Here is a 16075-nt window from a genome sequence, read left to right on the forward strand (position 1 = left end):
CCGACTTATGTGCAGACATAAAAATATATTCCTTTCGTTCATCGTATCGCTGTTCTTACTGCCTTCCTGTAAGCAGTACCTCGACATCGTGCCCGACAATGCACCGACGCTCGATTATGCTTTTACGCTGCGTAATGAGGCGCAGAAGTTCCTGTTCACCTGTTATGCGTATTTGCCTGCCTCTTCCGATCCACAGTCCAATGTGGGCTTTCTGGGTGGCGATGAAATATGGTTTCCACTCGAATACCGGGAGTTTGATGCCACGCTGTGGAACTGGGAGATTGCCCGGGGTAACCAGAATGCCGGCAACCCCTATGTGAACTATTGGGATGGGGGCAACTATGGCCTCCGGTCATTCGAGGCGATCCGCCAGTGCAATATCTTTCTGGAGAATGTATCTGACCTGAGCAAGGTGCCCGACCTGCAACAACCCGAACGGGAAAGATGGCTGGCAGAAGCCAAATTCCTGAAGGCGTACTATCATTTTCTACTGCTGCGCATGTATGGCGCGATCCCTTTGATCGAAACCAATATACCGGTATCGGCCCAGCCCGCCGACGTAAAGGTGAGCCGCATGCCCTTCGATAGTTGCGTGAACTATATTGCGCGTTTGCTGGACGAATCCGCCGCCGTGTTGCCTCCCTTTATCATGGACCGCAACAACGAGCTTGGTCGTGTGACCGCGGCGATCGCCAAATCTATCAAGGCCCGCATGCTGGTCATGGCTGCCAGTCCGCAGTTCAACGGCAATGGCGACCTGGTAAGTGCCAAGAATCCAGATGGCACTGCGTTGTACACCGCAGGTGTTGACCAAACCAAGTGGTCCAGGGCTGCCCAGGCATGTAAGGAAGCCATCGAGCTGGCCGAGCAAAACGGATCGGCCTTATACTATTTCCCGGCCAGCACCTTCAAGCTATCGCCACAAACCATTACACAGATGGGCATTCGCCAGGCGATATGCGAACGCTGGAACAGTGAAAAGATCTGGGGTAATTCCGGCCGCCTGGCCAATCGGTTGCAAACCACCTGTATGGCACGTGTCAGCGCGGATGTAGCTTCCAATACCACCCTCCGTGCTATGTTTAGTGCTACCCTGAAAATGGCTGAGCTCTTTCACACCAAAAATGGCGTACCCATCACGGAAGACAAAACGCTCAACTTCGAGAATCGTTATACGACCCGCATGGCGGTAGATAGCGAGCGCTATGTGATGGAGCCTGGCTATGTTTCTGCACGATTGAACTTTGACCGGGAACCTCGCTTTTATGCCAATCTTGGTTTTGACGGTGGTACCTGGTACCTGTACAGCAGCCCCACCCAATCGGATTCCGGCACATTTGTACTGAAGGCGAAAGCGAATCAGTACGGTGGCTCCGATATTGGCGGCGGCATCAACCAAACCGGCTATTTCATTAAGAAGCTGGTAGACTGGAACTTCTCCTTTAGTGCGAGCGGTGTAACCGTCAGGCCGTATGAATGGCCCGAAGTAAGGTTGGCTGATATGTATCTTTTGTATGCGGAAGCGCTCAATGAATCGGGTGCGCCTACCGATGAAGCCTGTTCATGGCTCAATAAGGTAAGGGCACGGGCTGGCTTGCCCTCTGTACAATCGGCGTGGTCCAATTACAGCATCAATCCTTCCAAATACACGACCATGACAGGGTTACGCGATATCATCAAGCGCGAACGTTCGATTGAAATGGCCTTTGAAGGCAGCCGGTTCTGGGACCTTCGCCGTTGGAAGGATGCGGCTTACGAGCTCAATCAACCTGTAAAAGGATGGAGCATCACCGGTACTACCAATGAATCATACTACCAGGTGAGAACCCTTTTTCAGCAAAGGTTCATTGCTCCCCGTGATTACCTGTGGCCTATCCGGCTTTACAACCTTTCTGTGAATCCCAACCTCGTTCAAAACCCGGGCTGGTAACAGGCATTAACTCCAAAAACAAAAGGCATGAAACGAAAATACAGTTTACCCTTTACGATACTGAGTGCGGCGGTCTTCATCGCGGCCTGCAGCAAAGTCGATACGAACACGCCGCTAACACCCAGCATGGGTGTGCCGGGAAGCGTCACCAACATTCAGGTAAAAAACGACAGCGCCCGGGCGATCCTTACCTATACCCTCCCGAATGTACCAGACATTGCCTATGTAAAGGCCACTTATGAGCTGGTCACCGGTCATATCCGTGAAGTAAAAGCCAGTGTGTACGACAACAAGCTGGTATTGGATGGCTTTGGTGATACCCTGCAACATACGGTAAAGGTGAGTGTGGTCAACAAGGCAGAAGTAGCATCGGAACCTGTTACGGTCACCGTGAAGCCACTGGAGAACCCCATCTGGGGAGTGTTCAGAGATATGCGGGTGGTACCAGACTTTGCCGGCATCCGTGTCATCACGCAGAATCCCAGCCGCTTTAACCTCGCGATCGAGATCCTGAAGGATTCTTTGGGGCAGTGGTTCCCTTACAATGGCATCTATACGGCCACCGATTCTATCAACCAGGCCATTCGCGGTATGGATACGGTGCCTACCAAACTGGCCTTCTTTGTACGCGACCGTTTCCTAAATAAAACAGATACGCTGTATTCGACGCTGACGCCCTTCTACGAAACAGCGATCGCCAAAAGTGGTTATCGGGAATACACGCTGCCGGGCGACGCGCCCTCTGCCTGGGCGTCGAACCGGGTTGCCAACCTGTGGGATGGCAATACGGAAACCTGGCCAATGGTCAATATTACCACCGACCTGGGGCGCCCCTCTGTCATCACCTTCGATATTGGCCGTCTTACTCAAGTGAGCCGCATGGTGATCTGGGATTACCCGGAATACCTCAACTCGGGCCGGGGCTTTTTCTACGGCGGTAATCCACGAAAATTTGAGATTTGGGCAAGCCCCAACCCACCGCTCGATGGCAGTTGGAACAACTGGACGCTGATGGCGACCTGCGAAGAGATCAAACCTTCCGGATTGCCTTATGGTCAATTGACCAATGAGGACCGTACTGCAGGTTTTGCCGGTTTCAACTGGGACCTCCGTTCCGATGTACCCAAGATGCGGTATATCCGCATCAAGTGCAATCAAAACTGGGCTGGTTCGTATTTCCTGGCGCTGGCAGAAGTGCAGGTTTATGGCGATCCCCGATAACATTCATTACCATCAAACAGCAGACAATGAAAAGATCCTATACGCATCCGATAACAGCAGTGTTCCTGGCAGCCCTCTTGCTGCTGGCAGCCTGCTCTAAAATGGATGCTTACAAAGAGAAATATGTCAAAGACGGTGAAAAGACTTACACCGGCCGAATCGACAGCATCAGCATGTTCTCCGGGCGCAACCGTATCAAGTTCATTGCCCAACTTAATGCTGATCCACGGATTACTCAATACAAGGTATATTGGGGAGGCCGGGCAGACTCCGTTACCGTAGCCGTTACACATGCACAAGCCGGGGGCATGATAGAAAGAGTCATCGACAACATTCCCGAAAGTGAACAAACCTTCGAATTTGTCACCTTCGACGCAGACGGCAATAAATCGATCTCCTCTTTCATGAATGCGACTTCTTATGGCAGCCGCTACCAGGAATCGCTGATCAACCGCCGTATCATCAACAGTGTACTCAACTCCGATCTGCAAACCGGCGTCTCGCTGGTCGGCATGGACAAAGCGACTGGCGTGATCAATACCGAAATACGGTATCTCTCGACCTCAGGCGACAGCATGGCCTGTCATGTACCGCTTGCCACTATTGACACCTTCCTGGTTGACCACAAGTACGGCAGCGAGGTGATCTTCCGCAGCTGGTATCTACCCGACTCGTCCTGTATCGATACGTTCTATACTCCATTCGACAAGTACCAACCCGTATCCGGCGCAGCCTGGATCGACCTATCTACGCAACTGGTGAAGAATGCCGGCAGCCCTTTCCAGCGCTCTTCCTGGGATAATGGCCGCTGGGGTATACTGGCAGACTGGACCACATCTACCGACGTAAAAAACGCTGGCTCCAACACGTATGGCGGTTATGAATACCGCGGCGGAGCCGGTGTATTGTCGATGGAAGGTGGGTGGGGCTTACCGGCTGTCAACAATGGCAAGATCTACCAGGTCGTTCACCTCCCCTATGCCGGCAAATGGCGCTTCTCGGTACCGGTGTATGATCTGGGCAATGCCGGTACGAAGTATATCGCGGTGAACTTTGGCAATACCTTGCCAGACTACGCCAACGTCACGACCTCGACCTATTATTACAATTTCTCCACCATGGCTTCTGGTGGTACTGCCCGCATCGAATTTGAAGTGACAGAAGCAAAAGATGTCTGCATCGGTTTTGTGGCCAATATGCCAGGCAATAGCTCTACCGGTTCTTATTTCAAGGTCAGGAATGTATCCCTCGCTTTCCTGAAAGAATAACTATGTGCTGATTTCTACAGGAAGGGGCCGCCCAGCGGTCCCTCTCCTTTTTTTGCACGCAAGATTGCCTGTATTGCCATCGTCGAATAAGGTTCATTACCCATACTAAAGACGTTTTACCTACACATGAAATTACCTTCCCTCTTGCTGCTCTGCCTTCCCGCAGGACTGATGGCACAACCCAAGCCCACGACCACCTTTACGATCAACCTTCAACACAAAGCCCAGGTGATCGACAATATCGGCGCTTCCGGCTGCTGGTTTTCGGAGGGCATCGGTAAATACTGGCCGGATGCCAAGAAAGAACAGATCGCCCAATGGCTTTTCAGTAAAGCCACCAGCCCCGACGGCAGCCCGCAAGGCATCGGCCTTTCGGCCTGGCGCTTCAATATAGGCGGTGGCACCACGGAACAGGGGGATAGCAGCGGCATCAAAGATTTTCGAAAAAGAGTAGAATGCTTTCAAAACCCGGATGGCACCTATGACTGGAACAAGCAAGCGGGTTATGTATGGTTTGTAAAAAAAGCAAAAGCATATGGGGTAGAGAACCTGATCGCGTTTTCGAACACCCCACCGGTGCAATTCACCAAAAATGGTCGCGGTTTTAAGACGGTCAAGGACTACCAGACCAACCTACGTGAAGACCGGTATCCGGCTTACGCTGGTTTCCTGGCTGACGTGCTCAAACATTTTGACAAGGAAGGATTGCACTTTAAGTATATCAGTCCGGTCAATGAACCCCAATGGGACTGGAGCAATAAACCGGGAGAGGCCAGTCAGGAAGGCAGTCCCTGGCACAATGCGGACATCTACAAGATATCCCTGGCCCTCGACAGTGCCCTCAGCACGCAAAAGCTCAGCTCGCAGATCATGATCACCGAAGCGGGCACACTTGACTATCTCTTCCGCAACAACAGTCCTGCCTCAACGCAAATACAACAGTTCTTTGGTAAGAGCAGTCCCCGCCAGCTTTCAAAGCTTGCGCACATGGCTCCATTTGTGGGTGGCCATAGCTACTTTACCGATGCCGGCGACACCAACCGCATCCGGGTACGCCAACAGTTGCGTGATACGGCCAGGCAATATGGTGTTGATTTCTGGCAAACTGAATATTCCATGTTGGCCGATGGGTTCCGGGAGGGAACCAGGGGTCGGAGAAGCGCTATTGACTGCGCACTCTTCCTGGCCAAGATGATCCATACCGACTTTACCGTGGCCAATGCGAGTGCCTGGCACCTGTGGAATAGCTACGAACCGGGCAATCCCGATTTTGATACCCGCTATTACCTGATATCCCTGAAGCCCAACGACACCCATACCGACGGAGAGTTTCAGCAAACAAAAGGGCTGTGGGCCATGGGGAACTACAGCCGGTTCATCAGGCCCGGCATGCAACGCATAGTGACCACGCGCAGCGACCACCGTGATGAACTGGGGGCTTCTCAACACATTATGTTATCAGCTTATTCCAATGGCCAACAACTGGTCGTGGTAGCCATCAACTACACCACCGACACGCAGGACATTCAACTCGATGTTAAACATTTCGGCAAGATCAGGTCGCTGCGAAAATACCAGACGTCTGGTGCCGCAGCCGACAACCTGAAGGCATACCCCCTTCCCGATATCAAACACCCGATCAACCTGCCTGCCCGATCGGTAACGACGTTTGTGCTCGACAAGTAATAGGCCTGCCCTTCTATCCGCTTGCTTGCCTATGCCATCTTAAAAATATTGAAATGATGAAGAAAGCACTGATCGCTGGCATCCTGGCATGGATGCTTGGCAGCTCCTCTACCCATGCACAGCAAACGAAAAAATCCTCCATCCTGTCCGACTCCATTTGGCTCGATACGCAAGGTCAGGTCATCAATGCCCATGGTGGCGGCCTGTTGTACCAACACAAAACCTGGTATTGGTATGGGGAGAAGCGTGGCCGCAGCCAATCTGAAGGAGTGAACGTATACAGCTCCAAAGACCTGTACAACTGGCAATTTGAAGGCCTGGCCTTATCACCCTCCCAGGATACCACCAGCGATATTGCAGAGGGTTGCCTGATGGAAAGACCGAAGGTCATCTACAACAAAAAAACGAAGCAATATGTGATGTGGGTACACCTGGAGTTGCGGGGGCGTGGTTATGCTGCTGCCCGTGCCGCGGTAGCTGTAAGTTCCACACCTGCAGGCCCCTTTACCTTCCTCAAAAGCTTCCGCCCCAATGGCAATATGTCGCGTGATATGAACCTGTTTGTAGATGATGATGGCAGCGCTTACCATATCTATTCGTCGGATGAGAACATGGACCTGCGTCTCGCCAAACTGACCGACGACTATTTGTCGCCAACAACGCAGGATAGCTTGTTATTCAGACGCCAGCGTGAAGCGCCTGCATTATTTAAGAATGCGGGATTGTACTACCTGATCACCAGTGGTTGTACGGGCTGGGCGCCCAACCAGGCCAGCCTGCATACGTCTTCGTCGCTCTTTGGTCCGTGGACGCTGGTGGGTGATCCAATGACTGGTCCCAATGCCAACAAGACATTCGGTGGCCAATCGACCTATGTACTTCCGGTACCCGGTAAAAAAAATACGTTCATCTATATGGGCGACCGCTGGAATCCAAAGGATCTGAAAGACAGCCGTTATCAATGGCTGCCCATCCAATTCAAGGATGGCCAGGTGGTCATTGAATGGGTTGACAATTGGAACCTGCAACAATTCAACAAAAAAGGCTGATAACAACCGACAATTCTCTTGTATGATGAACTATCGCAGCAGCCTGTTTTTCGTTTTTCTTTGGATGGGCCTTGTTTTGGAAGCCACGGCTCAGTCGAGCCCTACCCTAACGGGTGCGGGCAGGAGCAACCGTCGCTCCGACACCACCACTGCACAACCCGGTATACCCTGGCTCGATGAAACCATCATCGAGCAAAACCGGATGCCCATGCATGCCAGTTTCTACAGCTACGAAAGCGAAGCCGTTGCCAGTAAGGGTGACTGGCAACAATCGCAAAACTACCTAAGCCTCGATGGCAACTGGAAGTTTAAATACGTAGACAAACCCGCCGATCTGCCAGCGGGGTTTGAACAGCCGGCGCACGATGACAGGCAATGGCCGCTCTTTAAAGTGCCAGGCAACTGGGAGATGCACGGATATGGATTCCCGATGTATACCACGTCAGGTTTCGAATTCCGTTACCTGATGCGGAGGATGGATCCGCCGGCAGTGCCCATGAGCTTTGATCCTACAGCCGTATACCGCAAAACAGTCACCATTCCGCCACAATGGGATGGTAAGCAAGTGGTACTCCATATTGGTGCCGCAAAATCCAACCTATCGGTATGGGTCAATGGGCGGTATGTAGGTTATGGAGAAGACAGCAAACTGCCATCCGAATTCGATATCACTCCTTACCTGCAAAAAGGCGCCAACCTGATCGCTTTAAAAGTAATGCGTTGGTGTGATGCCAATTATATCGAAGACCAGGACATGTGGCGACTGAGTGGCATTACCCGCAGTTGCTACCTGGCAGCCCGCAACACGACGCATCTATACGATGTGGAACTACGACCCGACCTCGATGATGCGTATAAAAACGCTACGCTGCAAGTGAGCCTGCTGCTCAATCAGGCTCCTGCGAAAGGCTTGAAAGCAGAAGTAAGCGTGGTAAAAGACAATAAGACCATCGCCACGCAAACGCAGTCTTTTGATTCGGCAACACTGTCGTTTGGCATTCCTGTTGCAGCACCGTTGTTGTGGACTGCTGAAACGCCTGTTTTGTACCAGGCGCAGATCCGGATCAAAGATACCAATGGGCAATTACTGGAAATGACGACACAGGAGATCGGCTTCCGGAAGGTCGAAATCAGGAATGGTTTGTTGCTGGTAAATGGCCAACCTATTTTGATCAAGGGTGTCAACCGCCATGAAACCGACCCACAAACGGGGCAGGTCATTTCGCGCGACGCCATGATCAAAGACATCCTGTTGATGAAACAGTACAATATCAACTCAGTGCGCACCAGCCACTATCCCAATAGTGAGACCTGGCTCGATCTCTGCGATCAATACGGACTGTACGTGGTGGACGAGGCCAATATCGAATCGCACGGTATGGGGTATGATATTACCTGGACGATGGCCAACCGGCCTACTTGGATGAATGCGCACCTGCTTCGGGTACAGCGCATGATGGAGCGCGACAAGAACCATGCATCGGTCGTTATCTGGAGCATGGGCAATGAGGCGGGTAATGGCTATAATTTCTACAGTTGTTATCTATGGATGAAAGACAGGGACAAGAGCCGCCCTGTTCAATACGAACGAGCAGTTGCTGACTATCGTCGTTTTACCTGGGAATGGAATTCGGACATCCTGGTACCGATGTATCCTACACCTGGCGGTATGGCTGAGTACGTAAAGAACAATCCCCGTCCGCAACGCCCCTTTATCATGTGTGAATATGCACATGCGATGGGCAACTCGCTGGGCAATTTCACGGACTACTGGCAGGTGATCCGCAACAACCGCCACCATTTCCAGGGTGGCTATATATGGGATTTTGTAGACCAATGCTTTCAGCGGGTGAACGATAAGGGCGATACGGTATATACGTATGGGGGCGACTACGAACCGCAGGAAGCGATCACTTCCTGGAACTATGCCTCCAAAGGTATTTTCTATGCCAACCGGACGCCCTATCCGCATGCCTGGGAAATGAAAAAGCTGTACCAGGATATTCATACTTCATTGGCTGGAGAAGATTCCATCTCGATCTTCAATGAAAAGTTCTTCACTGACCTTTCCAATGTGACACTGCAGTGGGACATAATAGTGGATGGCAAAAAACAACAGTCGGGTACGATTGACCATATCCAGGTGTTGCCGCAGCAGACCGGGCGACTTTATCTCCCCATTAAACGCCCGCTTAACGGTGAAGTCTTCCTGAACCTGACCTATCGCAGTAAGACAGCCCAACCATTGGTACCCGCCGGACATATCCTGGCGACCGAACAGCTCGCATTGGGAAAACTCAACCTGTTGGTGGCCAATATCACCAGTGACGGGGTGCTGACCCGGCAACAAACCGGAGATCTATTGACCATCAGCAGCAAGAAAGCGGAAATAACTTTCGACAAATCGACTGGTTCGATCAAACAGTTCCTCTATCTGGGTACTCCACTCCTCGATACAGCTTTCCGCACAAGGCCCAATTTCTGGCGGGCACCCAATGACAATGATTTTGGCGCCAATACGCCGAAGGTATTGAAGGCCTGGAAAGACGCGACCCTATCACCCGAGCTGATCGATTTTCGGGACACGCTCTACAACGGTATAGCGATGATTACCGCCAGCTACCGGCTTCCCTCCGTATCGGCCATCCTGCACCAGCAATACGTGATCAATGCTGCCGGCAAGATCCTGGTGCGGCAGGACATCCGGGCCTATAGGGACTCCATTGGAAAGATCCCCGTGATGCCGCGCTTTGGCATGACCTGGATCTTACCAACCGGCTTCGAGCAACTGGAGTATTACGGTCGCGGTCCGCAGGAGAACTACCAGGACAGGAATTTCAGTGCACATGTCGGGGTATACCAGCAAACAGTTACGGAACAATATTTTCCCTATGTAATGCCACAGGAAACGGGCAACAAAACGGATATCCGCTGGTACCGCATCAGCAATAAAAAAGGGCACGGCATCCGTATCAGTTCAGATTCGTTACTAAGCATCAGCGCCCTCCACTACTTCGACAGTGACCTGGACGATGGCGCCAAAAGACAGCAACGCCATGCTGCAGACCTGGTGAAGCGCCCGCAAACCCAACTGAACATCGATTGGAAACAGATGGGGGTTGGCGGTATCGACAGCTGGCGCTCTATGCCCATGCAGCCGTACTTGTTGCCCTATGGAGACTACTACTTCTCTTACCTGATTGAACCTTTTTGAGAACTCAGTAATCCGTACGTTTAGTGTCAGGGGCCGCGTCGTCGTTGCGTGGCCCCTTTTTATTGGTGTTAGCAGACTTATGGATTGTTGCGAATAACGCCATCGAGGTATGTCAGTATATCGGCGCGCGCTCCCACAGATCTGTTGACAATCGTGCCATTTTTATTGATGACCAAATGTACTGGCAGGCTCTCGATCTTATAGTCCTGCTGTACTTTTCCGGCCTCGGTCACGATGTGGTATTGAAAACGCCGCTTCTTAAAGAACTGTTGCAGGTGTTCATTGCTATCTCCCGTGATCGCGAGAAACACGACGTTTGAATCGTTGCGGTATTTGTCGACCAGTTTATTCAGTTCGGGCATTTCGCCAATGCAGGGGCCACAACCGATGCTCCAGAAATTGATGACAACCGTTTTACCTTTCAGACTTTCCAAAGACACCGGTTTACCGTGCAGGTCTACCCCTTGGAAGCTGGGGGCTTGTTCCGCAACTGCTGTTGTCGGTGCCGGTGCCTTTTGTCGCAATGAGGCAAGTAAAATGGTGGCATTCTTTTCTTTCAGGGTGCATTCTGCAAAGATCGCCCTGATCGAATCGGCGAAGGCTTCGCCCCCCATTTTATAGAGCTGCTTGTAGTCTTCCAACGCCAGGTTGAGGTTACCACTGGCGCGATAGGCCCGTGCCCGTATAGCCAGCAGATCGGGCAACAGGTTGCCTTGGTAGTTGCTACCGGTAACCAGCGCGATACCGGCAGAAGCGTGTAAGGCTGCTTCCCTATATTGCGACAGCTGGCATTCGGCCTTTGTCAGCAGCAGGAGTAAAAACGGCATATACATACTGTATTGGCTGGATGATAAGCGGTACTGGTGATTAATGGCGCCGGTATGCCAATCATCGATCACCCTCAGCAGGATCGCTTTGGCACTGTCTGGCTTCACGCCCCGGTCAATATATAGCTCCGGCAGTTTATCCATTCCGTAATAGGCCAGGCTACCGGCCGCATAGCGCGGCAGCAGGGCTTTTTCGAAAGCAGTTATCGGTATATCTTTTTCCTGCCCCAGGTAGTAGGTTACATTGGTATTGCCACTTAAAGCCGCGGCGGGAAATTGCAGGTAGATGGCCTTGAGCTGTTGGCGCACATCCTCTTCCACTTGCTTACCGGAAGATTTATAATACTCATAGTTGTACAAAGAAAACGCGAGGTCTGTTTCGGCAGCGGCCGGGTAACGATCGAAGAGTTGCTTCAATACGGGCTTTGCCTGTTGTAGCCTGCCGCTTTTGGCATACCCTACACAGAGCGCCGCCAGCAACCCGGGTGCTGGAGTGGTCGTACGCGTCCGGGCAGTTTCCAATTCCGGCATTAAAGAATCGATGGTCTTCCGGCTGTCTTCCGTGCCGAGCAGCATGGATACTACGTTGAAGTATTTGGCATAGCCCAGGTAATGCTGTGGATAGGCCGCCCGCTCCTTTACAAACAAGGGGCGTATGGGCGCGGTGAAGAAGTCTTCCCAATACGCGCCCGCGACGGGCTGTCCGGTTGATTTATCATAGAGGTACTTTTTCCCACCCGCCGCTTCATCGTCCTGTTGCAGCGTGTAGAAGCGTACTGTCAAAGACGCTGTGCCGGCGCGTATCGCCCAGGTTTTGTTGACAGTTCCATCTGGCGATAACGGCAATACCTGCCACTGATAACTGCCGTCCTGCATCCAGGCAGTCACTTTGGCAAACAGGGGTCGCGGACCGCACAACCGGGCAGCAGCGTGCCCCGTATCGTAACTCACCTGCAAGGTATCGCCCCAACTTGGGCGATCGGGTTGTACGGTACCCGCCTGTGCCCAACTGATGATACTTACGATCCCTAAAGCGCCTGTTAACGAAATTCTTCTTATCTTTTGAAGCAGGCCCGAATGGCCCCGGGGTGTTGCATACATACGATGATTATTTCTTCAAAAGAACCCCGAAACCGATACCTCCCGAAAAATGTTTGACAGATATCCTGATCAACCTTATCAATCCGCTGGTTTTGGATGGCCAGTTGGTTTCGACTGCTCTCCTACCGGATTGGTCAGCGGATTCAACGGATTGATACGAGTCATCTAACCGTTCGTCAACATCCTGGTGGTAATTGTACAAAATGGATCAAATTTATGCCCCTTAAATCAGCACGATGAATAGCAGCACCGCCCTTCATATCCGTCCGTTTACCTGGTTGAGGCCCGGCAAAAAATGGGTCCTGCGGGCCTGGGAGCGCTCATTTACTGATCGGCGGTACCGTATTATCCTGCACACCTGTTTCTGGACCTTCCTGTTGTTTTACTGGCTGCGGGAGAACCTGGTGGTACATATCCAGGTCGACCAACCGGTTGTGATCACCTTCACCGGCATTTTGCTCAGCCTGTGGTTATTTTATCCGTTGGTGTATGGCCTTGTGCCCCTGTTGCAACGCAGGAGATGGTTTGCCGCCGTTAGTCTTTTTGTTGCCTATTATGCGGTGGCTGTTGTGCTGCGCACGCTGCACATCGACCTGCTGGTGTCGCTCTACGGCCGGGAAGGCGGCTTCTTTTCGGGGCAGGACTTTCTGCAAGGACTGCTAGCCCATCAACTCAACCCATCGGCACTCTTCAGATACTTTTTCAGCAGCCTCACCGGACTGTTGTCGATCATCTATATTCCACTCGCCATCAAGTTTATCCGCTACGCCTGGCGCCAACAATGGAAACAGGTGCAGCTGGAAAAAGAGAATATTCAGCTGGAACTGAATTTTCTCAAGGCGCAGGTCAATCCGCATCTGTTGTTCAACTCGCTGAACAACCTTCAATCGTACATCATTCATGATGAAAAGGAGAAGTCGGTCGACCTGCTGAACCGGCTGGCGGCGTTGTTGCGCTTTTCGATCTACGATTGTCAAAGTGAGTTTGTGGCCGTGCAACAGGAAGCTCAATTGCTGCAGCACTATATGGCCGTGGAGGCCGTACGGTATGATGAGGCTTCAACGATACAATCCGATATACAGGCGGGCACCCTCTCCTACTCTTTACCGGCTTTGTTGTTGATGCCCCTGGTCGAAAATGCATTTAAGTTCAGCCATTCCTTGCCCGCGGCCAATGTTTATGTACAGTTGATTACCCAGACCGACGTGCTGCGATTCACGTGCAGCAACGACTATGCCCGTGATTCAACTACGCACCGTGGGGGCATTGGTCTGCAAAATGTGCAAAAGCGGCTACAGCATTACTTTCCCGGTCGTCATGTAATGCAGATCGACGATAGTGGCCACCATTTTTCTGTCACCCTAACCATATACCCACCCACTTATGAATTGTCTGATCGTCGATGATGAACCACAAGCCAGGAAGCTGCTGAGCACGTATATCTCGTCTATACCGGGTTGTGTGATCGGCGGTGTGTGCCGCAGTGCCATGGAAGCCTACGAGGCCCTGCAGACCGGCAAGATCGATTTGCTGTTCCTCGATATCAAGATGCCGGTGATATCGGGCACGGACTTCTTACGCTCGCTCAAAAATCCACCGCTGGTGATCTTTACGACCGCCTTCGACAAATATGCCATGGAAGGTTACGAACTCAACGTGGTGGATTACCTGCTGAAACCGATCGCCCTGCCACGTTTGTTGCAGGCGGTTGATAAGGCCTGGGCCCGTTATAAGGAAAGGATTTTTGTAGCTGCGCCCCCGGCGCCCGACTACACTTTTGTGCGCCAGGAGCACAAACTCGTGAAAGTATTGTTCAGTGATATCCGGTTTGTGGAGGGCATGCAGAACTATATCAAGTTGCACCTGACCACGGGCAGTATGATGGTATCTTCCACCATGAAGGCTTTCGAGAAGATCCTGCCCGACGGACAATTTATCCGGATCCACCGATCCTACATTGCATCGATCGCATTCATTACGGCCATCCGTAACAACCAGGTGGAAATGCGCGACCTCGACCTACCGGTGGGTCTCAGCTTTAAAGACGACCTATTGAAATCAATCAATAACGGTAGCGAACCTACCGGATGACGGGCCTTATTGGGGCCGGTTGAGTTTTGTACGTCTCAGCTCCAGCAGGTTGAGCCCATTGGCCGGAAAGCCGCTTACCCATAATTGCTCGAGGTGTATCACTTCATCATACCAAAGGGGCACCACAGGTGCGTCGCGGATGACAAGCTGGTCCATTTGCTGGTACAGCGTATAGCGCAGGCTATCGTTTTCGGTGATGATCGCCGCTTCGTACAATTTATCGAAGGCGGCATTGTTATAGCGGGTATAATTGGGGGGTGCCGGGTTCTTGCCATAAAATACGCTCAGGTAGTTTTCAGCTTCGGGATAATCGGCCATCCAACTGCCCCGGAAGAACAATGCCTGTGATTTGGCGGTTTGCTCGAGCAGGAGGCTTTTCTGTACGACCTCTACCTGTATTTTCAGGCCAACCTCTTCCAGCTGCCGGGCTATGAAACTGGCGAGGTCCGAATAGATGGCGATGGTCAGCAGTTTGATGGCGGGCAGGTTCCTGCCTTCGGGAAATCCGGCTTCTGCCAGTAAACGCCGTGCTTTGTCCGGATCGAACGTATATCCCTTTACGATGGAATCATTGAAGGATGGTAAGCCGGAGGGGATGAAGCCACTTTCGGCTGGCGTACCAATGGAATTGCGCAGGTACATCATCATCTTGCGGCGATCGAACCCGTAGTTGATCGCCTGCCGGATGGCCTTCATCCGCAAAGGAGATTGTCGTACGAGGGCATTGTTGCTATCGACCATGATACCCAGGTATTCAGTATTGAGGTAGGCATGTTTGGTGAGGCGGATCTTGCCTTCCCAATCGGTGCGCAGTTGTCCCTTTCTCGTCAGTATTTCATCTTTGAATGAGGCCTCAATGTCGTTAATGAAGTCGAGTTGTCCCTGCCGAAACAACATGAATTCTGTGGCCTTGCTATCGAAAAAGCTGGTTTTGATGGCTTCGAGGTAAGGCAGGCGGTTGCCGGCACTATCTTTTTCAAAATACCGGGGGTTCTTCACCATGATCATCGTTTGTCCTTCTTCCCACACCTTGAGGGCGAAGGGGCCGGTGCCTACCGGATGGCTACGAAAATCCGGTCCATATCGTAACACGGCTTCCCGCGCCACGACCGAGCAATATTGCATGCTCAACAATCCCAGTACCGGTGTAAAAGGGCGCGAAAGGGTGAGCCGAAACGTGGAATCGTCGAGCGCTTTAAAACCGTCTGTTGCTGCGATGCGGTTGTTGAAGATCCAGGCGCCGCTGCTGGCGGTAGCGGGATCTACGATCCGCTTATAGCTATATTCCACATCGTAGGCCGTCATCCGGCGCCCCTTTCCATCGGCAAAAGCGGCATCGTCGTGAAAATAAACATCGTTGCGGAGGTGGAAGGTATAGGTCAACCTGTCGTCGGACACGTCCCAGCGATACGCCAGCGATGGCACGATGCGCAGGTTGTTGTCTGTTTCAACGAGGGTATTGTACAATTGGTGTACGGCCCAGATGACGGACTGGTTTTTGGCGAATGCAGGATCGAGTGAGGCGATGCCGCTGTACTCGTTGTAGCGGAATACCTGGCCGTATCCGGCAGAACGGCCACCACAGGCGGTGAACTGGGTGATGGACGCCAAACAACCAATAAAAATTAGTGGGGTAACTTTCATATTCTGCGCTAAATTTAGCACTTCAAAAACATATCGCTTTGAAC

General features: G+C 52.0%; 10 protein-coding genes. 8 read left to right on the forward strand and 2 right to left on the reverse strand.

Translation table 11 applies throughout. The annotated features are described in order from the left end of the window. Positions 1-7: 7 nt before the first annotated feature. From P2W70_RS19365 to P2W70_RS19390, 6 genes are all read left to right on the forward strand, one after another. Positions 8-1930 (forward strand): RagB/SusD family nutrient uptake outer membrane protein, encoded by a 1923-nt coding sequence (locus P2W70_RS19365; RefSeq protein ID WP_276483162.1) that lies wholly within the window; start codon positions 8-10, stop codon positions 1928-1930. Positions 1931-1957: 27 nt separating this feature from the next. Beyond that, complete coding sequence (locus P2W70_RS19370; protein ID WP_276483163.1) at positions 1958-3151, forward strand: DUF5000 domain-containing lipoprotein; 1194 nt, start codon at positions 1958-1960, stop codon at positions 3149-3151. Positions 3152-3177: 26 nt separating this feature from the next. Then, positions 3178-4419, forward strand: a complete 1242-nt coding sequence (locus tag P2W70_RS19375) for a DUF4998 domain-containing protein (RefSeq protein WP_276483164.1) — start codon at positions 3178-3180, stop codon at positions 4417-4419. Positions 4420-4545: 126 nt separating this feature from the next. Further along, positions 4546-6105 carry a glycoside hydrolase gene (locus P2W70_RS19380; RefSeq protein WP_276483165.1) on the forward strand — a complete coding sequence of 520 codons (1560 nt, stop codon included), beginning with the start codon at positions 4546-4548 and terminating at the stop codon, positions 6103-6105. A 53-nt stretch (positions 6106-6158) separates the two neighbouring features. Then, on the forward strand, positions 6159-7154 hold the full coding sequence (locus P2W70_RS19385; protein ID WP_276483166.1) for a glycoside hydrolase family 43 protein: 996 nt from the start codon (positions 6159-6161) through the stop codon (positions 7152-7154). 22 nt (positions 7155-7176) lie between these two features. Then, positions 7177-10368, forward strand: coding sequence for a glycoside hydrolase family 2 TIM barrel-domain containing protein (locus P2W70_RS19390; RefSeq protein ID WP_276483167.1), 3192 nt, complete (start codon positions 7177-7179; stop codon positions 10366-10368). A 77-nt stretch (positions 10369-10445) separates the two neighbouring features. Here the strand turns inward: P2W70_RS19390 and P2W70_RS19395 are convergent, their stop codons facing one another. After that, positions 10446-12296 (reverse strand): redoxin domain-containing protein, encoded by a 1851-nt coding sequence (locus P2W70_RS19395; protein ID WP_276483168.1) that lies wholly within the window; start codon positions 12294-12296, stop codon positions 10446-10448. Positions 12297-12532: 236 nt separating this feature from the next. Between P2W70_RS19395 and P2W70_RS19400 the strand changes: the two genes are divergently transcribed. After that, positions 12533-13702 carry a sensor histidine kinase gene (locus P2W70_RS19400; protein ID WP_276483169.1) on the forward strand — a complete coding sequence of 390 codons (1170 nt, stop codon included), beginning with the start codon at positions 12533-12535 and terminating at the stop codon, positions 13700-13702. Next, on the forward strand, positions 13680-14387 hold the full coding sequence (locus P2W70_RS19405; RefSeq protein WP_276483170.1) for a LytR/AlgR family response regulator transcription factor: 708 nt from the start codon (positions 13680-13682) through the stop codon (positions 14385-14387). The genes P2W70_RS19400 and P2W70_RS19405 overlap by 23 nt, the downstream gene beginning before the upstream one ends. Positions 14388-14393: 6 nt before the next feature. On the opposite strand, the gene P2W70_RS19410 is transcribed toward P2W70_RS19405, so the two are convergent. Next, on the reverse strand, positions 14394-15998 hold the full coding sequence (locus tag P2W70_RS19410) for an ABC transporter substrate-binding protein (protein WP_276483171.1): 1605 nt from the start codon (positions 15996-15998) through the stop codon (positions 14394-14396). Between the last annotated feature and the right edge of the window lie 77 nt (positions 15999-16075).

The sequence above is a fragment of the Paraflavitalea pollutisoli genome (genome assembly GCF_029360705.1).
Taxonomy (GTDB): domain Bacteria; phylum Bacteroidota; class Bacteroidia; order Chitinophagales; family Chitinophagaceae; genus Paraflavitalea; species Paraflavitalea pollutisoli.

What these genes read in the sequence shown, in the direction of transcription:
- P2W70_RS19375 (WP_276483164.1), top strand. Translation starts at nt 3,178, where the DNA reads ATGAAAAGATCCTATACGCATCCGATAACAGCAGTGTTCCTGGCAGCC.
- P2W70_RS19380 (WP_276483165.1), top strand. Translation starts at nt 4,546, where the DNA reads ATGAAATTACCTTCCCTCTTGCTGCTCTGCCTTCCCGCAGGACTGATG.
- P2W70_RS19365 (WP_276483162.1), top strand. Translation starts at nt 8, where the DNA reads ATGTGCAGACATAAAAATATATTCCTTTCGTTCATCGTATCGCTGTTC.
- P2W70_RS19370 (WP_276483163.1), top strand. Translation starts at nt 1,958, where the DNA reads ATGAAACGAAAATACAGTTTACCCTTTACGATACTGAGTGCGGCGGTC.
- P2W70_RS19405 (WP_276483170.1), top strand. Translation starts at nt 13,680, where the DNA reads ATGAATTGTCTGATCGTCGATGATGAACCACAAGCCAGGAAGCTGCTG.
- P2W70_RS19400 (WP_276483169.1), top strand. Translation starts at nt 12,533, where the DNA reads ATGAATAGCAGCACCGCCCTTCATATCCGTCCGTTTACCTGGTTGAGG.
- P2W70_RS19390 (WP_276483167.1), top strand. Translation starts at nt 7,177, where the DNA reads ATGATGAACTATCGCAGCAGCCTGTTTTTCGTTTTTCTTTGGATGGGC.
- P2W70_RS19395 (WP_276483168.1), bottom strand. Translation starts at nt 12,296, where the DNA reads ATGTATGCAACACCCCGGGGCCATTCGGGCCTGCTTCAAAAGATAAGA.
- P2W70_RS19385 (WP_276483166.1), top strand. Translation starts at nt 6,159, where the DNA reads ATGATGAAGAAAGCACTGATCGCTGGCATCCTGGCATGGATGCTTGGC.